Origin of the sequence: Persicimonas caeni (assembly GCF_006517175.1) — a bacterium.
GTDB classification, from domain to species: domain Bacteria; phylum Myxococcota_A; class Bradymonadia; order Bradymonadales; family Bradymonadaceae; genus Persicimonas; species Persicimonas caeni.
In genome coordinates, this window is record NZ_CP041186.1 from 3,126,732 (window position 1) to 3,147,821 (window position 21,090).

20 protein-coding genes are annotated in these 21,090 nt (G+C 65.5%); 5 read left to right on the forward strand and 15 right to left on the reverse strand.

The window, feature by feature from the left end:
• Positions 1-333: 333 nt before the first annotated feature.
• From FIV42_RS11560 to FIV42_RS11630, 15 genes are all read right to left on the reverse strand, one after another.
• Positions 334-960 (reverse strand): glutathione S-transferase family protein, encoded by a 627-nt coding sequence (locus FIV42_RS11560; protein ID WP_141197838.1) that lies wholly within the window; start codon positions 958-960, stop codon positions 334-336.
• A 1,142-nt stretch (positions 961-2,102) separates the two neighbouring features.
• The gene (locus FIV42_RS11565; protein ID WP_141197839.1) at positions 2,103-2,843 is read right to left on the reverse strand and encodes a sigma-70 family RNA polymerase sigma factor; all 741 of its coding nucleotides are present in this window, start codon (positions 2,841-2,843) and stop codon (positions 2,103-2,105) included.
• A gap of 11 nt (positions 2,844-2,854) precedes the next feature.
• A complete protein-coding gene (gene flhF, locus FIV42_RS11570; protein WP_141197840.1) occupies positions 2,855-4,186 on the reverse strand; it encodes a flagellar biosynthesis protein FlhF in 1,332 nt (443 codons plus the stop codon).
• A gap of 47 nt (positions 4,187-4,233) precedes the next feature.
• Entirely contained in the window at positions 4,234-6,363 is a 2,130-nt protein-coding gene (gene flhA, locus FIV42_RS11575) for a flagellar biosynthesis protein FlhA (RefSeq protein ID WP_141197841.1), read from the reverse strand.
• A gap of 49 nt (positions 6,364-6,412) precedes the next feature.
• A complete protein-coding gene (gene flhB, locus FIV42_RS11580; protein WP_141197842.1) occupies positions 6,413-7,474 on the reverse strand; it encodes a flagellar biosynthesis protein FlhB in 1,062 nt (353 codons plus the stop codon).
• Positions 7,475-7,733: 259 nt separating this feature from the next.
• The gene (gene fliR, locus FIV42_RS11585; protein ID WP_141197843.1) at positions 7,734-8,519 is read right to left on the reverse strand and encodes a flagellar biosynthetic protein FliR; all 786 of its coding nucleotides are present in this window, start codon (positions 8,517-8,519) and stop codon (positions 7,734-7,736) included.
• Positions 8,516-8,791: a flagellar biosynthetic protein FliQ gene (locus tag FIV42_RS11590; RefSeq protein WP_141197844.1), complete on the reverse strand. Its 276-nt coding sequence runs from the start codon at positions 8,789-8,791 to the stop codon at positions 8,516-8,518. The genes fliR and FIV42_RS11590 overlap by 4 nt, the downstream gene beginning before the upstream one ends.
• 1 nt (position 8,792) lies before the next feature.
• The gene (gene fliP, locus FIV42_RS11595) at positions 8,793-9,629 is read right to left on the reverse strand and encodes a flagellar type III secretion system pore protein FliP (RefSeq protein ID WP_222615436.1); all 837 of its coding nucleotides are present in this window, start codon (positions 9,627-9,629) and stop codon (positions 8,793-8,795) included.
• Positions 9,626-10,546, reverse strand: coding sequence for a flagellar biosynthetic protein FliO (locus FIV42_RS11600; protein ID WP_141197845.1), 921 nt, complete (start codon positions 10,544-10,546; stop codon positions 9,626-9,628). Before FIV42_RS11600 ends, fliP begins: the two co-directional genes overlap by 4 nt.
• A gap of 18 nt (positions 10,547-10,564) precedes the next feature.
• Entirely contained in the window at positions 10,565-10,954 is a 390-nt protein-coding gene (gene fliN / locus FIV42_RS11605) for a flagellar motor switch protein FliN (protein ID WP_222615437.1), read from the reverse strand.
• Positions 10,955-10,970: 16 nt separating this feature from the next.
• Positions 10,971-12,017, reverse strand: a complete 1,047-nt coding sequence (locus FIV42_RS11610; RefSeq protein ID WP_141197846.1) for a flagellar motor switch protein FliM — start codon at positions 12,015-12,017, stop codon at positions 10,971-10,973.
• A gap of 13 nt (positions 12,018-12,030) precedes the next feature.
• Entirely contained in the window at positions 12,031-12,579 is a 549-nt protein-coding gene (locus FIV42_RS11615; protein WP_141197847.1) for a flagellar basal body-associated FliL family protein, read from the reverse strand.
• Positions 12,576-13,355 (reverse strand): OmpA/MotB family protein, encoded by a 780-nt coding sequence (locus tag FIV42_RS11620; protein ID WP_141197848.1) that lies wholly within the window; start codon positions 13,353-13,355, stop codon positions 12,576-12,578. The genes FIV42_RS11615 and FIV42_RS11620 overlap by 4 nt, the downstream gene beginning before the upstream one ends.
• The gene (locus FIV42_RS11625) at positions 13,355-14,038 is read right to left on the reverse strand and encodes an OmpA family protein (RefSeq protein ID WP_141197849.1); all 684 of its coding nucleotides are present in this window, start codon (positions 14,036-14,038) and stop codon (positions 13,355-13,357) included. The genes FIV42_RS11620 and FIV42_RS11625 overlap by 1 nt, the downstream gene beginning before the upstream one ends.
• Positions 14,039-14,046: 8 nt before the next feature.
• A complete protein-coding gene (locus FIV42_RS11630; RefSeq protein ID WP_141197850.1) occupies positions 14,047-14,808 on the reverse strand; it encodes a motility protein A in 762 nt (253 codons plus the stop codon).
• Positions 14,809-15,137: 329 nt separating this feature from the next.
• Here FIV42_RS11630 and fliJ point away from each other — a divergent pair, with 329 nt between their 5' ends.
• From fliJ to FIV42_RS11655, 5 genes are all read left to right on the forward strand, one after another.
• The gene (gene fliJ / locus FIV42_RS11635) at positions 15,138-15,584 is read left to right on the forward strand and encodes a flagellar export protein FliJ (protein ID WP_141197851.1); all 447 of its coding nucleotides are present in this window, start codon (positions 15,138-15,140) and stop codon (positions 15,582-15,584) included.
• Between the two features lie 3 nt (positions 15,585-15,587).
• Complete coding sequence (locus FIV42_RS11640; protein ID WP_141197852.1) at positions 15,588-17,087, forward strand: sensor histidine kinase; 1,500 nt, start codon at positions 15,588-15,590, stop codon at positions 17,085-17,087.
• A 42-nt stretch (positions 17,088-17,129) separates the two neighbouring features.
• Positions 17,130-18,359, forward strand: coding sequence for an HDOD domain-containing protein (locus FIV42_RS11645; RefSeq protein WP_141197853.1), 1,230 nt, complete (start codon positions 17,130-17,132; stop codon positions 18,357-18,359).
• The gene (locus tag FIV42_RS11650) at positions 18,356-19,567 is read left to right on the forward strand and encodes a sensor histidine kinase (protein WP_141197854.1); all 1,212 of its coding nucleotides are present in this window, start codon (positions 18,356-18,358) and stop codon (positions 19,565-19,567) included. Before FIV42_RS11645 ends, FIV42_RS11650 begins: the two co-directional genes overlap by 4 nt.
• A gap of 298 nt (positions 19,568-19,865) precedes the next feature.
• The gene (locus tag FIV42_RS11655) at positions 19,866-20,960 is read left to right on the forward strand and encodes a sigma-54 interaction domain-containing protein (RefSeq protein ID WP_141197855.1); all 1,095 of its coding nucleotides are present in this window, start codon (positions 19,866-19,868) and stop codon (positions 20,958-20,960) included.
• Positions 20,961-21,090: the final 130 nt, after the last annotated feature.

The following is a 21,090-nucleotide window of genomic DNA, read 5'->3' on the forward strand; positions in this document are numbered from 1 at the left end:
AGGCGTGTGCCTTGCAGGAAGACACGCAAGCTGGGGCGGGGACGCCCCAGGGCGGGCGAGGACGCCGCGCGCCCCGACCCGGTTGTTCGCCTCCGCCATTTGTGTTGGATGGTGACACGTGAACGTTCACGGCCGTTCCCACAGCAATGCGGTCAATCTTGCGATTGAGTCCCCCACTTCAGCGGCGGACCTTACAGTTCGGAGCCCCATTCCGCCCACCGGAAGCCACCCCGCACCTCACCCATACTTCTTCGGAAAAAAGTCCTCCAACGCCATCGAGGCGAGGTGTAGGCCCTGCAGAAGGCCCACGCCCGTCCGAGAAGCGCGAACGACTCATCCCTCGCCGCCGCCGGCCACCAACGCGTTATCCAACTCATCCGCACGCTTTTTCGCCGGCCGGTCCTTGATCCTGCCCCAATAGTCGACGAACTCCGCCCGCTTTTCCAACGTGCCAAACTCCAGCCCAAACCCGATCTGCAGCCCCACGTACACATCCGCCGCGCTGAACCTGTCGCCGGCAATATACGGACGCTGCGACACGGCGTCGGCCAGCGTATCGAGGACGGCGGCGAGGTTGCCGTAGCCGACCATCCGCTCCTGCTCCGGAGCCACGCTAATCTCCAACGATTGGTTGGTGATCGCCGACTCGAAGGGCCCGGCCGCAAAGAAGAGCCAACGATAATACGCCGCCCGCTGGGCCGGCTCGGGCGCCAGCCCCGCCTGCGGAAATGCATCGGCCAGATACGCACAGATCGCCGCACACTCGGTGACCACCTCATCCCCATGCCGAATCGCCGGCACCTTGCCCATCGGGTTGACGGCCAAATACTCCGCCGACTTCATCTCGTCGCCATACTCCAGCACCACGGTCTCATACGGCGCCCCAACCTCCTCGAGCATCCACCGCACGATCCGGCCCCGCGACTGCGGATTGGTATAAAAGATGAGTTCGTCGGCCATGCTGTCCTCCACGGTTGGGTTGTCATCGGTTGGTTTCTGAGCAGCGCAGACCTACACCCAGGCGCCGACCTCGGTCAATCCGCGCGGGGCCGTTGCGAAACGTACGTCCTGCAGAAGGCCCGCGCCTGCTATTGTAGCAATTATGATTGAAGGGCAGGGAGGGGGGCCTCTCCCTCGATCCCTCTCCTTCCCTTCGCTTCGCTACGGGTGGAGAGGGGGGCCTCTCCTCGGTCCTCTCCTTCCCTCCGCTTCGTTACGGGCGGAGAGGAAGATGTCGTTTAATCGATCTCTGTACAGGGTGCGATGTTGCTCTACCGATCTCTGTACAAGGTGCGTACTGGCAACATCTTCCTCCCCTGCGCGAAGCAAAGCGTAGCGTAGGGGAGGACCGAGGAGGGGACTCCTCCTCCGCGAAGCGAAGCGAAGTGGAGGAGGACCGAGGAGGAGGAAGCCTTTTTACCTACCCCCGACGCATCTCCAACCCCTTTGGCTGTGCGGCTCGACAGGCAAGAAAGACCCCGGCGAGCCTGCGGGAGGCTCTTTCGAGGATGCTCGCAGGGTCGAAAATGCCTGCCGGAGGCTCTTTCGAGGATGCTCGCAGGGTCGAAAATGCCTGCCGGAGGGGGACGCGAGGGCGCGAGATGCTCGGAAGTGCCTCGGCGAGGGGGCGGCGAGCTCGCGGGCATCCACGGAAAAAGCCCCCGGCGGCTCGCCGGGGGCTTTGCTGTCCGCGCGCGCCACGTGCGGAGGTTATGCGGTCGGCTCGACGACGTCCTCGACGACGGCCGCGGCGGCCATGACGGCGTTGTGGAGGTGTTTTGGGGGGGTAGCAGAGATTGGGGGAGGGGGGCCTCTCCCTCGATCCCTCTCTTTCCCTTCGCTTCGCTACGGGTGGAGAGGGGGCCTCTCCTCGGTCCTCTCCTTCCCTTCACTTCGTTACGGGCGGAGAGGAAGATGTCGTTTAATCGATCTCTGTACAGGGTGCGATGTTGCTCTACCGATCTCTGTACCAGGTGCGTACTGGCAACATCTTCCTCCCCTGCGCGAAGCAAAGCGGAGCGTAGGGGAGGACCGAGGAGGGGACTCCTCCTCCGCGAAGCAAAGTGAAGTGGAGGAGGACCGAGGAGGAGGAAAAAAAGCCGTTACCCAGCCATCACCCCCCGCAACTCCTTAATCGCCGCCGACTTCAACTGACTCACCCGCCCCGGCGTCAAATCGAGGATATCGCCGATCTCGGCCAAGGTGAGCTCCTTGTTGAAATACAGGTCCAACACCAACTGCTTGCGCTCACTCAACCCCTTCAAACAGTCGACGAGTTGCTCGCGGGTCTCCTTGTAGTTGACCAGGCGGAACGGGTCGGGGGTCGGGGCCGTGAGCGAGAACGAGACGTCGGCTTCGTCGACGAACGAGTAGGGGGCGACCTTGCCGCGGAGCTCTTGGAGCTCCTGGAGGTCCATCTCCATCTCGGCGGCGAGTTCGGCGGGTTCGGGGGCGCGGCCCAGGTTGGACTCGAGCTTCTTTTCGGCCTTTTGCAGCTTGTTGGCCTTCTGGCGCAGCCGGCGTGGGAAGAAGTCGTGCTTGCGCAGGGAGTCGAGGATGGCGCCCTTGATGCGGAACTCGGCGAAGGTGCCAAAGGGCTTGCCCTCGGACGGGTCGAAGCGCTCGTGGGCGTCGAGCAGGCCCATGACGCCGACGCTGACCAGGTCTTCGAGCTCCAGGCCGCGGATATACGGCGGCAGCCGGCGTAAGATCCGCTGGGCGACCTTGCGCACCAGGCTACCGTACTCCTCGACGAGCGCGCGGTGCTGGCGCGCTTTCTCGAGCTCCTCGTTCGACGAGCTCGACTTCTGGTAGCTGCGAATGCCTCGTTTGGCTCTATACATCGTTCAGTCCCTCAACGTCCTTGTACTTCCAACTTCTCGCCTGCCGACTCCGAGCCAGGTCGCTCACCGAGCATGATCCAATCGACCAACTCCTGGCTGTCCGGGCTGGCGATGTCTTCGGGGACCCGCGGGCCGTAACACACGTGCGACACGGGCAACTCGGTGGCGAAGCTCGTCGACAGGATCGAGCCGAGACGGCGCGATTCGTCGAGCTTGGTGAACACCAGCGAGGCGGGTTGCAGGCGGGCGTACGAGCGCACCGTCTCGACCATGTCGGCGGTGGTGCGCGTGGCGCTCATGCAGATCTCGAAGCGCAGCGCGAAGTCGTCGCGGCATGCTCGGGCAAAATCTTCGTAGGCCAGCCCCTGCGAGGGGGCGGGGGCCCAGGGGCTTCGGCCCATCGTGTCGACCAAGATGAGGTCGAAATCGCTCAGGCGGGTGAGCGCCAGGCGCAGCTCGGCGGGGGCGGAGACCGCGAAGATGGGCACGCCCACCAGGTCGGCGTAGGTCTCGAGCTGGTACAGCCCGCCAATCCGAAACGTGTCGGCGCAGATGATGCCCACGCGCTTGTTGCCCACCAGCTTGGCGTGGGCGGCGACCTTGGCGATGGTGGTCGTCTTGCCCACGCCCGTGGGGCCGACGAAGACGGCCACTTCGGGCTTGTCGCTCTTCGTCTCCCACAGCGGCGGGGTCGTCTCGAGGCGGTCGATCATCTGCTGCTCGATGACGTCGTGGAGCACGCCGGGGCTGAGTTCCCACTCGACGTCGGCGTTGAACGCCCAGGCGATGAGCTCCTCGATATGCCCCTCGAGCACGCCGCGGTAGCTCAGCGCCTCGTAGATCGCGGCGATGGTCTGGCCGAAATTGTCGGTGTGCTGGGGCTGGTATATGCGCTTGATGCCCAGGCGAATCGACTCGAGCGCGTGGTACGGCAGCTCGGGCTTCTCGGGACGCGGCGCGGGGGCCGGCGCCGGGGTGGGCGCGGGCTGCTCGGCGCGCATCTCCTCGCGAATGCGAAGGTGGCGCACCTCCGAGCTCAGCGAGCGAATCTGCTTGGCGAGGTCCTCGACCAGCGCGACCAGGGCCGCCTTCGACGGGTCCTCCTCGATGGGCGCCTGAGTGACCGGGGCCTGTGCCTGTGTCTGGGCGTGGGGCATCGGCGGGTGGGCGAACTCGCTGCTGGAGTCGCTGGGGGCCACCGCGATCTCGAGGTTGCGCCCGTCTTCGGCGTGGGGCAGCCGCGAGGTGCTCACGATGACGGCGTCCTCGCCCAATTCACGTTTGATCTGACGCAAGCCCTCGCGGACGTCTTTGACGCGGTATTTTCGAAGCGGAAGTGTCATAGCGTTCTACCTTGAGTTACGGGTCATGCGTCTTGTTGCATCGTGCGTCATTGAATCTGGGCTTGCTGGGCGCCTTCGAGTTCGCCGGCGGGCAGGCTCAATTGAGCCACGCTGACCAGCTCGGCGCTCGGGACCACCTCGCGGTGGCAAAGCACCTGAATATCCGGGAAAAACTGGGCCAAAAACTGCTCCAGGGGGCCGCGCAAATCGGGCGGAGCCAGGATGACCGGCTCGGCGTCTTTGACGGCGAATTTGCCCAGCGCCTCCTCGATGGCGCCGAACAGCCCCTGCGCGGTGACCAGGTCGCAGGCGAGCACCGGCTCGCCCTGCTGCTTGACCAGGCACTGGCGAAGCTTGTCTTCGAGGGGGCGGTCGAGCAGCGCGGCGTGCAGCGTGCCGTTCTCGTCGGTCAGCTGGGCCGAAATCTGGCGAGCCAGCCGCGCGCGGACCTGGTCGGTCAGGGCGTTGACCGAGGTGTCGGGGTGCGCGCTTTCGGCCAACGCCTCGAGCACCGAGCGCAGGTCTCGGATGGAGACGCCCTCGCTGAGCAGGCGGCGCAAGACGTTGAGCAGCTTGCCGAAGCTGAGGCGCTCGCCGACGAGTTCCTCGACCAGGCGCGGGGCCTGCAGCTTGATCTCTTCGAGGCGATCCTCGAGGTCTTCCCAGCCAAACAGCTCGGCGGCGTGCTGACGGATGACCTCGGTGACGTGGGTGGTGATCACCGCCTCGTGGTCGACCACGGTGTAGCCGGCGGCCTCGGCGCGGTGGCGCTGGCTCTCGTCGACCCACACCGCGTCGAGCCCGAAGGTCGGGTCCTTGGTGGGCTCGCCGTCGATGCGCTGGGTGACGAAGCCGGGGTTGATGGCCATGAGCTTGTTCTGGCGAAGCTCGGCCGAGGCAATGGGCACGCCCTTGAGCAACAGGCGATAGGCGCCGGGCGCCATCTGCAGGTTGTCGCGGATATGAATCGACGGGACGATGATGCCCAGGTCGGAGGCGTATTGGCGGCGCACCTGCACGAGGCGCTTGAGCAAGGAGCCGCCGGAGGCCTCGTCGACGACCTTGACCAGCCCGAAGCCGATCTCGAGGGCGAGGGTCTCGACGCGCAGCAGCTCGTCGAGCTCGGGCTCGGCCTTCTCGTCCTTCTTTTCGTCGGCGTCGTCCAGCTCGACGGTCTCGTCGGCCGCCTGCGAGACGCGCCAGCCGAGCCAGCCAATGGCGCCGGCCATCGTCGCAAAGATCATGAAGGGCATGCCGGGGACCAGCCCCAGCAAAAAGAGGGTGACCGAGGCGCCGAACAACACGCGCTGGTCGCCCAGGAGCTGACCGGTGAGCTCGTCGCCCAGCTCGGCCGCGCTGGCCGCGCGGGTGACGACCACGCCGGTGGCCGTCGAGATGAGCAACGCCGGAATCTGGCTGACCAGGCCGTCGCCCACCGTGAGCACGGTGTAGGTCTGCGCGGCGTCACCGAAGGCCATGCCGCCCTGGAAGACGGCGATGAGCAGGCCGCCCATGATGTTGATGGCGGTGATGATCAGGCCGGCGATGGCGTCGCCGCGCACGAACTTGGAGGCGCCGTCCATCGCCCCGTAGAAGTCGGACTCGCGCTCGACGTCGCTGCGCTTTTGGCGCGCGTCCTCTTCGGTCAACGTGCCCGCGGCGAGCTCGGCGTCGATGGCCATCTGCTTGCCGGGCAGCGCGTCGAGGGTGAAGCGCGCGGCGACCTCGGCGATGCGCCCGGCGCCCTTGGTGATGACCATGAAGTTGATGAGCACCAAGATCAGGAAGACGATGATGCCGATGATGCTGTTGCCGCCGACCACGAAGTGGCCGAAGGTCTCGATGATGCGCCCGGCGTTGGCCTTGCCCTCGGCCGCGCCCAGCAAGATGAGCCGGGTCGAGGCGACGTTCAGGCCCAGGCGAAAGAGCGTGGAGATGAGCAGCAGCGCCGGCAGCACTGAGAACTCGAGCGGCCGGTTGACGAAGACGGCGGTGAGCAGGATGAGCACCGCCACGGTGATGTTGACCGACAACAAAAGGTCGAGCAGCACCGGCGGCAGCGGCAGCACCATCAGCGCGATGACGCTGAGCAGCACGAACATCAGCGGAGCGCTCTTGGCGCCCTGGAGCCTCTCGGTCAGGCTCATCTGCGTGCTGGATTTGGTGGCCGAACTCATCGTTTGCTTATCTCGTGTACTTCGTTTCTCGTTTCGTCACCCTTGCGGGTTAGCGCTTCTTTTTCTTCCAGACGTAGGCCAGAACTTCGGCCACCGCGCGGTAGAAGTTTTCGGGGATTGGCTCCCCGACTTCTACGTGTCTATGCAGTGTGCGTGCCAACGGAGGTTGGGTGACCATCGGCACGTCGTTTTCGGTGGCGATTTCGCGGATACGCAGCGCCTTGTGGTCGAGTCCTTTGGCGACCACCATGGGCACGCCGAAGTCGGGATCGTAGCGCAGCGCCACGGAGACGTGGGTGGGGTTGTTGATGATGACATCGGCCTCGGGCACCGCCTCGATGAGCCGGTTGGCGTCGAGCAGGCCGCGGTGCTGCTGGCGGCGCCGGCTCTTGATGAGCGGGTCGCCCTCGCTTTGCTTGTGCTCTTGCTTGGCCTCCTGCTTGGTCATCTTCATCTTTTCGTTCATCTGATGGCGCTGCCAAAAGAAGTCGGCGATGCCCAGAAGGACCATGGTCAAAGCGGCGGCAAAGAGCGGGTAGACGGAAATTTTCTCGAAGTAGCGGGCAAATTCTGCCGGGTGCATGTGCAGCAGTTGCCCGGGGGCCGGCGCGAAGGCGGTCAGCGCCAGGGCGGCCACCAGGCCGATGACCACGACCTTCGCCAGCGTCTTGATGAGCTGGGCGACGGTGTCCTTGGACAGAAACTTCTTTTTGAAGCCCTTGATGGGGTCGAGCTTCTCGAGCTTGGGCTCGAGCGGTTTGCCGCTCAAAAGCGGGCCGGTCTGCATCATGTGGGCGGCGATGGCGGCCACGCACATCACCCCGAAGACGGGCACCAACGGGGCGACGACCGCCTCGACGAGGCCCGAGAAGACGACCTCGGGGCTGCTGATGAAGTTCTCCGACTCGTCGAGCCGCGCCCACACGCCGCTCAGGGCCGCCGAGATGGGACCGCTGGCCAGCGTCGAGCCGACCCACAGCGCCGCCGCGCTGGCTACGAGCATGACGCCGGCGGCGAGCTCCTGGCTCTTGGCGACTTCACCGCGTTCGCGGAATTGTCGTTTGCGCTGGGGTGTGGCTTGTTCTGTTTTTTCTTGGCCGGACTCGCTCATGGTGAGGAGTGGTGCAAGGGGTGGGCCAAGCCGGTGTCGTCCTCTCCCTCGATCCCTCTCCTTCCCTTCGCTTCGCTACGGGTGGAGAGGGGGGCCTCTCCTCGGTCCTCTCCTTCCCTCCGCTTCGCTACGGGTGGAGAGGAAGACGTTGCTCTATCGATCTCTGTACGGGGTGCGTTGAAGCAACATCTTCCTCCCCTGCGCGAAGCGAAGCGTAGCGCAGGGGAGGACCGAGGAGGACCGAGGAGGAGGAAAGTACTTAGTTTGCCACGAGCATGCGCATCTGATTGGCCACGTCCAAGAGCTGGTCACTCATCAACGCGGCGAACGACGGCATGGTGAAGTAGAGCATGATCATGCCGGCGGGGATGGTCAGCGCGAAGCCGAACGCAAAGAGGTTCATCTGCGGGGCGACCTTGGCCATGACGGCCAAGACGACGTAGACCATCAGGCCGGCGGCCATGACTGGGGCGGCCAGGCGCAGGCTGACCGAGAAGAACTGCGAGCCCAGGTGGGCCATGTCGAGACGCGAGACCGTGGTCATGGCCACGCTGCCCGGCGGGAGCATGCGGAAGGTGTCGAAGACCGCGCTGATGATGTGTAGGTGGGCGTCGACGGCGAAGAAGACCAGGAGGCCGATGACCTTGAGGATGCGGCTGATGACGGTGGTGCTCGCGCCGGTCGACGGGTCGACGAAGCTCGCGAAGCCCAGGCCCATCGAGTAGCTGGCCATCTGGCCCATGCCGGTGGCGAAGGCCATGATCACGCGCACCATAAGCCCCATCGCCAGGCCGAGGATGAACTCGGGGGCGAGCACGGCCAGCCAGGCGGCGATGCCTGCTTCCGGGGGGAGGTGGGGGAAGCCGAGCGCCCAGCACATCACCAGGGTCAGGTGCAGGGCCAAGAGCGCGCGCACCCTCGGCGGCACCGCCGAGTTGGTGCCCAGCGGCGTGCCCGACAAGACGCCCAGCAGGCGCATCATGACCGCCGCGCCGCCCAGTATGTAGCCGTCGGCGGCAAATAGGAGCGCGCTCAGCTCGTTCACGGCAGCTGTCCTACCGTTTCGATGGAGCCGATGATCTCTTGGGCGAAGGTCAGCCAATGCTGCAACAGCCAGCCGCTAAGCCCCCACAACACTGCCCCGATGCCCACGATTTTGGGCACGAAGGTGAGCGTCATCTCGTTGATCTGGGTGGCCGCCTGCAGAATGCTGACAACCAGGCCGATCGCCAGGGCGGCGGCCATGAACGGGCCCCCCAAGAGCACGGCGACCCACATGGCCTGACGCGCCAATTCACTGACCCACTCGGGACTCATCTCAACCTCCCACGATGCTTCGCGCCAGGCTGCCGATGACCAGGTTCCAGCCGTCGGCGAGCACGAAGAGCAAGAGTTTGATGGGCAGCGAGACCATGACCGGGGGCACCATCATCATGCCCATGGCCATGAGCACCGAGGCGACGACCACGTCGATGACGATGAACGGGATATAGAGCAGCGCGCCCATGATGAAGGCGGTGCGAAGCTCGCTGAGCATGAACGCGGGCACGAGCACCAGGGTGCTCACCTCGTCGAAGCTCTTGGGCCGCTGCGACTGCGTCATGCTGACGAAGAGGCGCAGGTCTTTGGGCCGGGTGTGGCGCGACATGAACCGGCGAAGGGGCTGCACGCCCGCGTCGATGGCCTGTTGGTCGGTCAGTTGGCCGGCGCGGTACGGCTCGATGGCCTGCTCGTTGATGTCCGAGATGACCGGGCTCATCGTAAAGAGGCACAAAAAGAGGCTCAGGCCGATGAGCACCTGGCTTGGCGGCAGCGCCTGGGTGCCCAGCGCCTGCTTGAGGAAGCCGAGGACCACGACGATGCGCGTAAAGCTTGTGACGCTGACCAAGAGCGCGGGCAACAGGGTGAGCCCGAGCAGCAAGAAGATGATCTTGAGCACGGGCACCAGGCGCCCATCGCTCTCGCCCAGGTCGATGCGCACGCCGATGCTGGCGTTGCCTGTGTCGACGGCGTTGGTGTCGATGGTCTGCGCGCCTGTGGCGGCGGCCGCGTTGGCCGGGGCGCCCTGCGCGCTCGCCGCGACGGGGACCAGGAGCAAGCAGACCGCGATGACGACGGCGCTCAGGAGCAGATAAAAGTGGTGAATCGGGTTCACGACCGCTCCCAGTTCTTGATGCCGGCCTGGCTCTTGAGCGACTCGAGGCCGCAGACCACGCTGTCCGATTCGAGGTTGGCGCGCGAGGCGCGGCGCAGCTCGCTGCGGGCCTCATCGCGAGAGCTTCGGGTATTTCGGGTATTTCGGGTGCTCCGGGAGCTTCGGTCGGCGTCGGTGCGTCGGAAGAGCCCGTCGTGTCCCTCGGGCCTGGGTCCGGAGTCGATCGCCTCTTGGAGCATCGCCTGCCAGGTATCTTCGTCGCTCTGGCGGGAGGCTGCCTGGCCTAGTGCGGTGGAGCTCAGTGCGGTGGAGCCGAGTGCAGTGGAGCTGCGGGCTGCGGGAACTGCGTCGAGCTCGGCGAGTACTTGCATGTGGCCGTCGGAGAGGCCGAGCAGGAGCCGACGCCCCTCGACCTCGACGATCGTCAGCTGGTGCTTGGTCCCCAGCTTCATGCTGCGAACGTGCTCCATCTCGACGAGCGCGTTCGGGGTCTGGCCGGTGCGGTATTTCTGGTAGGCCCAGCCGCCCAGCGCGATCAACCCGGCGCCGCCGAAGAGGATCCAGAACGACGACATCGGGACTTCGCCGGCCGGGGTGGCGGGCTTTTGGACCTCGCCGTCCCCTACGGGTTGGCCGGCGCCCTGCTCGAGCAAGGCGCGGTAGGCGTCGGCGTCCTCGGCTTGCTCGTCGGATGGTGATGGGTCGGCGGGCGGGTCGGCCGCCACCTTGTCAGCGGCCGGTTTGTCAGCGGCCGGTTTGTCAGCAGCCGGCTTGTCAGCGGCGGCATGATCGGGCTGGGCGGCATCTTTTTCCGCCCGTGGCTCCGAGTTTTTTGCCGGTTCCTTCGCGCTGGCAGGTACGGCGCTCGCCGCCATCACCAACACGGTGGCCATCATCATCAAAATTCGCAGGTTCATTTTCGGCTCCAGCGAGCCTCAACCCTTCTTGAGGCTCTCAATCACTTCGTCGGTATCGATGACCGCGGTCAGTCGAATGCCGAAGCGTTCGTTGACCACGACCGCCTCACCGCGGGCGATGAGCACGCCGTTGACGCGTACGTCCAGCGGCTCGGTGGCCGCCTTCGACAGCTCGATCATCGATGAGGGACCCAACGACAATATCTCGGCGAGGGTCTTGCGGCTTCGGCCCAACTCGACGGTCACCTCGAGGGGGATATCTCCCAGAAACTCGAGGCCGGGCAGGTCGTGCTGCCCGTCGACCAGGCGCTGGTTATCCAGCCCTGCCTGGTCAGACTGCATGTTCTGTGCCGAACCTTGTCCCGAGGGATCGAAAGCGTTGTTGGCCGGGTTCATCTCGTCTTGCATGGCAATATCCTCAGGATCAGGAAGCTTCGTGTAGGGAGGTCAATTCGACGGCCAGGTTGCCGTGGCTCACCGAGATCTGGGCGCGGTACTTGGGCCGGCCCTCGATGCTCACGCACACCGGCTCGCTGGCCGACTGGTCCAGGCGCAGCACGTCGCCGGCCTTGAGCGAGGCGAGTTGGCGAAGGGTGATATTGGTGCGGCCCAACTCGCCGATGAGCTCGACGGGGAGGCCCGAGGCACGTTGCTTGAGCGTCTGCTGCCAGTCGTGGTCGTCGCGCTCGCTTCGCTGGTAGCGCCCCGAGGCGAATAGCTCGCGGTAGTCAGCAAGAAGTTCGAAGGGCAGCGCGAAGCTCATCGACCCGCTCTGCGAGCCGAGGTCGATGTTGAAGGTCGACGCCAGCACCCAGGCCGACGGGCTGGTAAAGGCGATATTCGATGGCGAGGTGTCCACGCGCAGGTGACGCATCGCCACGGGCACCACCGGGCGCCACGCCTCTTCGACGGCGCGGCCGAAGATGCGCACCAGCCGGCGGATCAAACGCAGCTCGATGGCCGAGAAGCGCTCGCGCTTGGGCGGCGCGGCGTCCGCGCCCCCGCTCAGGCCGGCGCCGCCGAAGAGGCGCTCGAGCAGGCCGAACAACAACTTCATCTCGATGGAGACCATGCCGTAGCCGTCGAGGGTCTCGAACTCGACCAGGTTGTAGCACCCCGGCGATTCGAGCTTGTCGAGCAGCTCGCCCCACGGCTCCATGCCGTCGGCGCGCGCCTCGACGTGGGTCTCGACGTTGAGCACGTGGGACAGCTCGATGGCCAAGTATTCGGCCACCCGCGCGTCGATGAGCTCGAGGGTGGGCAGCCGGCTGCGCTCGACGCGGCGCTCGCCGGTCAGGTTGAACGCTCGGTGCTCACGCTCCTCGACGTGGTGGGGCAGGTTCTCGACCAGCGGCGCCGCCTCCTCGACCTCTTCGACAGGAGGCTCGATCGACTCGGGCAGCGAGAGGCTGGAGTCGGCGGGAAGCTCCTCTGGAGCCTCGCCATCTAAGGGTTCGAATGAAAGATCCACGACGGGCTCCCGCTCACTGCATCATGAAGTCAGTGAAATACAGCTGCTGGACGGCGCGCGGCGAGACCACTTTCTTGGCCTCCTCGATGAGCGCCTCGCGCAGCCGGGCTTTGTCCTCCGGCGAGCGCAACTCGGCGGTGGTATACGCCGACAGCTTGCTCAAGTAGGCGTCGCGCAGGCGCACCTTGACCTCGTCGATCTTGGTGACGGCGTCTTTGTCGGTCGCCTCCAGGGTGATGCTCACGCGCAAGTAGCGCGGCTCGCCCGGCTCGTTGAGGTTGACCACGAAGGGGTCGAGGGGAACCAGGGGGCCCGGCGTGGCGCTCGGAGCTGCCTCGACCTCCGCTTCGGCCGGCTCGGCGGCCGCTTCGGGTGGGTTGGCGGCCTGAGCTCCTCCCATCAGCGAGGGGCCCATGAAGAAGAAGAAGGCCGCCAAGCCCGCGTTCGACACCAAGATGGCGGCGACCACGGCGATGATGACGCCTTTGTTCGATCCGCCCCCGGAGGCCTCGGCGGCCTCTTCGGCGCCCTCGACGTTTTCCTGCTCGTTATCCTTACTCATTTCGGTGCCCCCTGAGGCGTTGAAGAAGTCGGTTCGGCGGCCGGAGGGCCGGTCAAGATACTCATTCGCAGTAGATTGCTCTGGCGCAAAAAGCGCTTCTCGCGGCGGCCGGCCTCGTGGCCAAAGCCCATGATGCGCAGCCGGTCGGGCTCGATGCCGCGCTGCAACAGGAAGCGGGCGACTCCGTCGGCGCGGCGAAGCGCCAGGTCCCAGCCCGCTTCGACCTCCTTGAAGGACTCGCCGCCCTTGGCGTAGGTCTCCACGGCGACGTTGAACTGCGGCGGGCCAACCAGACTGACCAGTTGGCGCAAGAAGCGCTGGGCGGCCGGCTGCAACTCGTCGCTCCCCTCTTTGAAGGAGATCTGCCCGTCGACGTTGATGTGGATGCCCTCGGGCCGGTGCTCGACCCACGCCCGCCCTTCGAGGCCGGTGGCCTTGAAGAGCGCGGAGACCAGCGACTCGACCTTCTTCTTGGAGCGCTGTTTGACGGGCATGTTTAGCTCCTTGCGCAGCTCTTCGACCGCCTCGTTCATGGGCGTGCCCGCGATGAGCTCGCGCGTGGAGACCATCGCCGACTCGCTCTGCTGGGGATCGACCATCAGACCGTCACGCATCGCCTGACGAATCTGCTGGTCGTCGAGGCTCGACATGGTCAGCAGCAGCACGAAGAAGGTGAGCATGAGCATCAACAGGTCGGAGAACGTCGACATCCACGCGTTGGGATCGCCGGTCGGCCCCGACGGCTTCGAGCCTCCACGTTTGTCACGTCGGCCCATCACGAACCTCCCTTGCGCACCGGCGGCAAGAAGACGACCTCGACGCGGCGCTGCTGGGTCTCACCGGTGCGCAACGGGCGAGTGGCGCCGTAGCCGGCGGCGGTCAACATGTCGGCGGGCACCCCGGCGGCGTGGTGCAGGTAGCGGTACACCGCCGCGGCGCGCGCGGCCGACAGGTACCAATTCGACTGCGGCCCCGAGCTGGGGACCACGTCGGTGTGCCCCTCGACGCGTACCGGAAAGCCCACGCGCACGATGAGATCGGCCAGCCCGTCGAGCTGCGGAAAGCTTCGCGGGTTGATGCGCTGGCTGCCCGAGGCGAATAGGAGCCGGCTCTCGAAGCGAATTACCACCCGGCCGTCGCTGCGCTCGGCGACGTTGGCGCCCTGCAGGTCGTGAATCTCGAGCAGGGCCTGCACGCGGCGTTTGAGGTTTTGGGGCTGCTTGCGTGACTTCTTCTTGTGGGGCATCTCGGGGCCGAACTCCCCCTGCTTGAAGCCGGGGAGCACGCCGAAAGTACCGATCAACGAGTTGAGCACGATGCGGCTTCGGGCCTCGTCGATGGTCGCCAGGCTGTTGAGCATGATGAAGAAGGCCAACAGGATCATCGACAGCGCCGTAAAGAGCACGATGAACTCGTCGCTTTTCGGCTCGTCCTCTTTTTTCTTTCTGCGTCGTCCCATGATCTGGCTCAGCCGTTGTCACTGCGTTGGGAGGGCGGAAGCTCGACTTCGAGTTGCTGGGCCAGGATGCGCGGGTTCTCGCCGCGGGCGATGCCCATCAAGCCCTTGACGACGAGCGCCTTGGCCTGCAGCTCCTCTTGGTGGCGAATGCGCAATTTGCCGGCCACGGGGGTGAACACGACGTTGGCCAGAAGCGCGCCGTAGAAGGTGGTCAGAAGGGCGACGGCCATCGCGGGGCCGATCGCCGAGGGGTCTTCCATGTTCTGGAGCATGTTGACCAGACCGATGAGCGTACCGACCAGACCGAGTGCGGGCGCCGAGGAGGCGAAGGTCTCGAAGATCTGGGCGCCCGTGCCGTGGCGAGTCTCCATGCCCTCGAGCTCGTCGTACATCAGGTCTTCGATCTTCTCGGGCTCGATGCCGTCGACCAGAAGCTGCACGCCGCGCTTCATGAAGTCGTCCTCGATGCTCGACAGGCTGCCTTCGAGCGACAAGATCCCTTCTTTGCGCGCCGTGTCGGCGAACTCGATGATCTGGGTGTTCTGCTCGCTGATGTCGGGCACCTCGTAGCGAAATACGTTGATGGCGACCTTCATGGCCGAGAGCACCCGGGCCATCGGGAAGCTGATCAAGCCGACGCCGAACGTACCGCCGACCACGATCATCATGCTGGGCACGTCCAAGAAGGAGGTCAGCGAACCGCCGGTGAGAATACTACCGATGATGAGGCCGAAGGCGGCCACCAGGCCAATGATGGTTGCGATGTCCACGACTGCGTCTCTCTCTCCTGAGGCAGACAATCAAACAGTTCCGGGCCCGAGTTGGAGCAAACTCCGTACCAGCCCGAAAACAAAGTTCGTGCTCCGCTCGCACACCCCGTAGAAGGCCTACTCGGAAAATTGTGCCGGATCCGAAGGTGGATTTTTTGCCGGGTGGGTAGGGATCGCGCCTGGCGCCAAGACCCACGACCTCACGACGCCACGACCTCACGACTCCAGCCGTTGGCACACCCCTTGCTAGTTGTTCGGCACGTCAACGAGTGCCCCGCGCCGACCGAGTCGAACGCGGACGATTTCAAGGGTCTTCGCCCCAGACACACATGAACTCCCGATCGATCGAATTACTCCGCCGCGTGCGCGACACCGAGATGGCCGACGCGGTTCGCGCCGTCAGCCGCGCCCGCCAGGCGGTCGAGCAGGCCGAGCAGAAGCTCGACCAACTGATCAGCCAGCGCGACGACTTCCGCCAGCAGGTGCGCGCGCAATTCGAGAGCGGCGTGCCTCAGCGTGAGATGACTTTGCTCCACCGCCAGATGGACTCGTTCGACCGGCAGGTCGAGATGCAGCGACGCGAGCTCAGCCGCCAGTACGGCCAGCTCGAAGAGGCGCGCGAGCACCAGATGGAGCTGGCGATGGTGCTCAAACAGCAAGAGCGCCTCGAAGAGCGACTGGCGGCGATGCGCCGCAGCGAAGACCGCGCCCGCGAGCAGCGCCAGCTCGACGAGCTAGGAGCCCAATCCGTGTACCGCTGGAACCTGTCGGACTGAATCATGACGAGCCTGTGTAAACGAGCTGAGGCCCACGGCTGCGGTCAATTGCTGACCACTCGTGCCCGCGTATTGACGATCGGTGACCGCGACACCTGCGAGCGCCTCGAGCGCAACTTTCGCTCGCCGGCGCCCGACGCCCGGCAGTGTGACCAGCAATCCCACCTGGAGTTCGTCCACCTCGACGAGCAGCCCAAACTGCGTGAAACGTTGAACGCGAGCGCCGATCAGTGGGCGCTGCTCTTCATCGACGGCGACTCCATGCCCAGCTTTCAGGCCGTCCACCTGATGGCCAACGCTCTGACGGTCGAGGCGTCGTTTCTGGTGCTGGTGGCCGTCAAGCGCATCGGCGCCGAGTGGTGCATGGCGCTCGAGCAACTGCAGTGGTCCAACCGCGTCTTCGCCATCGAGTCGTCCCCGGAGGCGGCCAGCGAGGCGCAGACTGCCCGGCGGCTCATCGAGAAATGGTGTTGCTCGTCGCAGGCCGGCCACGGCGCCGAGCTCGGCGAGAACGACACCGAGGTCGACCGAAATCATCAAACCGGCGAGGCGGACGAGGCGTTCGACACCAAGGATACGCAGCGACAGCCGGCGCCGGCCTTTGTCGGCCACGACTCGACCGATGAAGCCGCGTACTCGGAGACCGCCCCCACGCTGGAGGAGGTCGGCGAGGCGCCCGTCCCGGCCATGCCGCCGATGCACCAGGCCCGCGCGCTCGAAGCCGTCGGCCAACTGGCCAGCGGCGTCGCCCACGAGATCAACACCCCGGTGCAATTCGTCAGCGACAGCGTCTTCTTTTTGCAGGAGGCGTTCGAGGCCTTCGCCGAGTTGTTCAGCTCGCATCAGGAGTTGCTCGACGAGATGGTCGACGGCCCGGAGGTGCGCCGCCACTGGAAGCACATCAGCCGCAATCACGACCTCGACTACTTTTTGGAGTCGGCCCCCGGTGCGTTGCGCCGGGCCGTCGAAGGCCTCGAGCAGGTCTCCGATTTGGTGCGCGCCCTCAAGGACTTCGCCCCGCGGGCCAATCAGCACGCCAAGAACCCGGCCGACCTGCACCGCTCGCTGACCAACGCGGCCACCGTGTCGCGCAACCACTACAAGTACGTGGCCGAGCTCGAGCTGGACCTCGAGCCGGTCCCCCACGTGCCGTGCTACGTGACCGAGCTCAACCAGGTCTTCTTGAACCTGATCATCAACGCCACCGACGCCATCGCCGAGCGCTTCGAGGGCTCGGGCCAGATGGGCACCATCAAGGTGTCGTGCTGGCAGGAGGCGAACGAGGCCGTGGTCACCATCGAGGACAACGGCTCGGGCATCTCCCCCGAGACCCAAGACCGGATATTCGACCCCTTTTTCACCACCAAGCCCGTCGGCAAAGGGACCGGTCAGGGACTGGCGATCGCGTGGGCGACCGTCGTCGATGGCCACGGAGGCCAGTTGAGCTTCGAGTCGACCATGGGCGAGGGAACGACCTTTACAGTGCGACTGCCGCTCGTCTGATCAGGCGGGCCGCCAGCCCATCGACCCCAACTTGCCAAAGCAATGAGCCATACCAAACACATTCTCTTCGTCGACGCCGAGCAACGCGCGCTCGAGGCGATCGAGCAGGTGCTGCACCGCGACAGCTACCGCTGGAACCTGTCGTTTGCCTCCGACGGCGAATCGGCGCTGGAGCTGCTGGAGACCGACACCGTCGACGTGCTGGTCACCGAGCTGGCGCTGCCGCGTCTCGACGGAGTCCAACTGCTCGAGTCGGCCCGCCAACTGCACCCGGACTCGATCCGCATCGTCTTCTCGGGCGAGGTCGAGTTGCACCGCATCCTGCAGTCGAGCGCGGTCGCCCACCAGGCGCTGGCCAAGCCGGCCTCCCCGCGACAGGTGCGCCAGGCCATCGAGCGCGCCAGCCAAGTGCACGAAGCCCTGGGCACCGAGGCGTGCCGGCGGCTGGTCAGCGGCGCCGACGGCTTGCCGATGGTCCCGTCGATCTACTCGAAGCTGGTGTGCACCCTGGCCAACCCGAACGCCTCGATGCAGCAGGTGGCCGACGTGATCAGCGAGGACGTCTCGCTGTGCGCCCAGATCCTGCGGCTGGTCAACTCGGCCTTTTTCGGCCTGGCCCGCGAGGTCACCACGGTGGGCGACGCGATCCGCTACCTCGGCCCGGCGGTGGTGCGTGACCTCGTGCTCTCCGAGGAGGCCTACCGGCTGGTCGCCCACGGCTCGCAGCAGGCCAACGCGATCATCGAGAGCGTACGGCGCCACTCGCGCATGACCGCCAAGGTGGCGCGCAAGCTGGTCAGCTCGCCGGAGTTGGCCGAGCAGGCCTTTTTGGCCGGCATGCTCCACCAGGTCGGCACCTTGCTTCTGGCCGCGCGCGGCGAAGACATCGAGTCGCTCGAGCGCCCGGCACGAGCAGACGCCCCGAGCGCCGGCGGCGGGTTGATCGCCCGGCGCAAAGAGCCCGAGCTCGACCATTTTCGCCTGGGCGCCTACTTGCTCGGTCTGTGGGGGCTGCCCGCCGCCATCGTCGAGACGGTCGCCGAGTGCAGCGACCCGTCGATCAGCGCCTCGACCCACGCCGAGTTGATCGCCGCGGTCCACGTCGCCCACCGCGTCATCGCCAACGTTTTGCCTGCCCATGACGGCAGCGAGCCGGTCTACGAAGCTCCGCGCCTGTACTGCCTCGAGCGCCTGGGCCTGCCCGACGCCCACGAATTGACCGCATCGGTGCGCGCCCAGATTTCCGTTCAATCGATGGAGACGCGATCATGATCACTTCGAGTTTGGTGCGCCCCCGCGTGCTGTGTGTCGACGACGAGCCGCGCGTGCTCGCCGGGCTGCGCCTACACCTTCGCCGCGAATACGAGGTCGAGGTGGCCGAAGGTGGCGAGCAGGCCCTCGAAATCATCAACCAGCGCGGGCCCTTTGCGGTGGTCATCTCGGATATGCGCATGCCGTACATGAACGGGGCGGCGTTTTTCGCCCAGGCGCGTGTGCTCGCCCCCGACACCGTGCGCATTCTGCTGACCGGCTACTCCGACATCGACGACGCCATCGCCGCGATCAACCAGGGCCAGATCTTTCGATTTTTAACCAAACCGTGCCGCCCGGCCGTGCTGCGCCACGCCGTCGAAGATGCGGTCGCCCAGTATCGCATGATCACGGCCGACCACGAGCTGGTGCGCCGCGAGGTCGACAAGATCTCGCACCAACTGCTGCACACCGAGCGATTGGCTACCCTGGGCACCATGGCCAGCGGCGTGGGACACGAGCTCAACAACATGGCGGCGGTGTTCAACTCCCTGGTCCACGCCCTCGAGCAATGCGCGCAAAAAGAGCGTCCGCCCAGCGCCGAAGACCTCGAGGACCTCAACTGGGTCGCCAAGCGGCTGACCATGCACGGGCGCCAACTGCTCAATATGGGCCGGCCCCAACGCCACCACACCGAGACGCTCGACCTGCGCGAGCTGGTCCGGCGCACCATCGAGCGCCTGGAGCTGACCGGCAAGCTCAAGACCGTCCAACTGCAGCTCGACCTGCACCCCACCCCGCTCAAAATTACCGGGAAGGCCGGCCAGCTCGAGCAGGTGCTCATCAACCTGTGCCTCAACGCCGTCGACGCCATCGACGACCACGGCACCCGTCCCGGCCGCGTCCACGTCAGCCTGGGCACCGACACCCACGGGGGCGTCTGGTGCAAAGTCACCGACAACGGGGTGGGCATTCCCCAGTCCGACCTCGGCTCGATCTTCGAGCCGTACTTCACCACCAAATCCGACGACCGCGGCACCGGTCTGGGCCTGTCGGTATGCCGTCAGATCGTCGTCGAGCACGACGGCGAGCTGAAGGTCGAGTCACAGGTCGGCGAGGGCACAACGATGACCATGACGCTGCCCAACGCCGAGCCGGACACCGAACCTCTCAGCGAGCCGGGCTTCTCGCTCGACGAAGACACCATCGCCACCCAGGACCGCTCCTAGGTCCTCATACGCCTCCCTACCACTCCAACGAACACCACTCGCCGCGCGCTCGTGCAACTGCCTTTCGTGCACGAGCGTGCACGGTCTCTGCCGTTCTGGCACACATTGGGGAAAGGCTGCACGAAATCTGCACGAAGCCCCTCAAATTGCACGATTTCGGCGGCCATTCGCCCCCCATTCTTCACGCAAATAAGATTGTCTACGCAGGCACTTAAGCTAAACTTACATATGTTGCTTAGAGCCTCTCGGGGGACAGAAACCGGAGGCCAACGCTACCCATTTTGCGTAGGAGTCGAACATGTCAGCATCACTCGAAGAATGGTCGTCCGCCCTTGGACTCGAGGTCTCCGAGGTCTTCGAAGACGAGCGTCCGATTGTCCGTCTGACTCGTTTCCACCAATGGGATGATTCGTATCCTGTGATGGTCTATGGGGACGACAAGACCGAAAAGTTGCTCTGCCTCGCCGAAAGCGTGGCGCGCACGCCGTCCACGGTGCTGTTGCGCGGCGAATCGGGCGTGGGCAAAGAGGTCATGGCCCGGTTCATCCACCGCGAGTCGCCGCGCGCCGACAAGCCGTTCGTGGCGATCAACTGCGCGGCGCTGCCGCCGTCACTGCTCGAATCGGAGCTGTTCGGCCACAACAAAGGTGCGTTTAGCGGCGCCCATAAAGATCATAAGGGAGTGTTCGAGCGCGCAGACGGCGGCACGCTGCTGCTCGACGAGGTCACCGAGATGCCCTTGGAGCTGCAGGCGAAGTTGCTGCGCGTCATCCAGGAGCGCAAGGTGCGCCGCGTGGGCGGCACCAAGGAGCATCCGGTCGACATCCGCATCATCGCCACGACCAACCGGGACCTGAAGGCTTACGTCGACGACGGCGAGTTTCGCGCCGACCTGTACTACCGCCTCAACGTCTTTCCGCTGCGCATGACGCCGCTGCGCGAGCGTCCCGACGACATCGCGCCGCTGGTGCGCTACCACCTGGGTAGGATCGCCGCGACCACCCACCCGGGCCTGCGCGGGTTGACCCAAGACGCGATGCGCAAACTGCAGAGCTACACCTACCCGGGCAACGTGCGCGAGCTGCTCAATATCCTGCAGCGCGCCGTGATCATGGCCGGTCGCTCGGACATGGTCGACGTCGAGCACCTGATGTTCGAGACCAACGTCGAGTGTCTGGCCTCCTACCGCCAGAGCGACGGTCCCGAGCACACGGTGACCATCCGCGCCGGTGACGACCCGCTCGACGACGTTCAGCGCGAGGTCATCCTCAACGCCCTGGCGCGGTTCAACGGCAACCGCACCCAGACCGCCCGCGCCCTGGGAGTCAGCGTGCGCACCATCCGCAACAAGATTCGCACCTATCGCGAGCAGGGTATCCCGGTCCCCGAATGACCTGCCACACCGCACGCCGACCGGACCATCGAGGCCGGTCGGCGTGCGCCTCGAACTTTTTAGTGGTCGAAAGCGCCTAAATGATTCAAGATTGAGTTGGCCAGCCCCGCTCTCCGCCAGCTCCACGTGA

Bases quoted from the DNA above. Each gene is read 5' to 3' on its own strand.
- FIV42_RS11560 (WP_141197838.1), bottom strand. From the start codon at position 960: ATGGCCGACGAACTCATCTTTTATACCAATCCGCAGTCGCGGGGCCGG.
- FIV42_RS11565 (WP_141197839.1), bottom strand. From the start codon at position 2,843: ATGTATAGAGCCAAACGAGGCATTCGCAGCTACCAGAAGTCGAGCTCG.
- flhF (WP_141197840.1), bottom strand. From the start codon at position 4,186: ATGACACTTCCGCTTCGAAAATACCGCGTCAAAGACGTCCGCGAGGGC.
- flhA (WP_141197841.1), bottom strand. From the start codon at position 6,363: ATGAGTTCGGCCACCAAATCCAGCACGCAGATGAGCCTGACCGAGAGG.
- flhB (WP_141197842.1), bottom strand. From the start codon at position 7,474: ATGAGCGAGTCCGGCCAAGAAAAAACAGAACAAGCCACACCCCAGCGC.
- FIV42_RS11590 (WP_141197844.1), bottom strand. From the start codon at position 8,791: ATGAGTCCCGAGTGGGTCAGTGAATTGGCGCGTCAGGCCATGTGGGTC.
- FIV42_RS11600 (WP_141197845.1), bottom strand. From the start codon at position 10,546: ATGAACCTGCGAATTTTGATGATGATGGCCACCGTGTTGGTGATGGCG.
- fliN (WP_222615437.1), bottom strand. From the start codon at position 10,954: ATGCAAGACGAGATGAACCCGGCCAACAACGCTTTCGATCCCTCGGGA.
- FIV42_RS11615 (WP_141197847.1), bottom strand. From the start codon at position 12,579: ATGAGTAAGGATAACGAGCAGGAAAACGTCGAGGGCGCCGAAGAGGCC.
- FIV42_RS11620 (WP_141197848.1), bottom strand. From the start codon at position 13,355: ATGGGCCGACGTGACAAACGTGGAGGCTCGAAGCCGTCGGGGCCGACC.
- FIV42_RS11625 (WP_141197849.1), bottom strand. From the start codon at position 14,038: ATGGGACGACGCAGAAAGAAAAAAGAGGACGAGCCGAAAAGCGACGAG.
- fliJ (WP_141197851.1), top strand. From the start codon at position 15,138: ATGAACTCCCGATCGATCGAATTACTCCGCCGCGTGCGCGACACCGAG.
- FIV42_RS11640 (WP_141197852.1), top strand. From the start codon at position 15,588: ATGACGAGCCTGTGTAAACGAGCTGAGGCCCACGGCTGCGGTCAATTG.
- FIV42_RS11645 (WP_141197853.1), top strand. From the start codon at position 17,130: ATGAGCCATACCAAACACATTCTCTTCGTCGACGCCGAGCAACGCGCG.
- FIV42_RS11650 (WP_141197854.1), top strand. From the start codon at position 18,356: ATGATCACTTCGAGTTTGGTGCGCCCCCGCGTGCTGTGTGTCGACGAC.
- FIV42_RS11655 (WP_141197855.1), top strand. From the start codon at position 19,866: ATGTCAGCATCACTCGAAGAATGGTCGTCCGCCCTTGGACTCGAGGTC.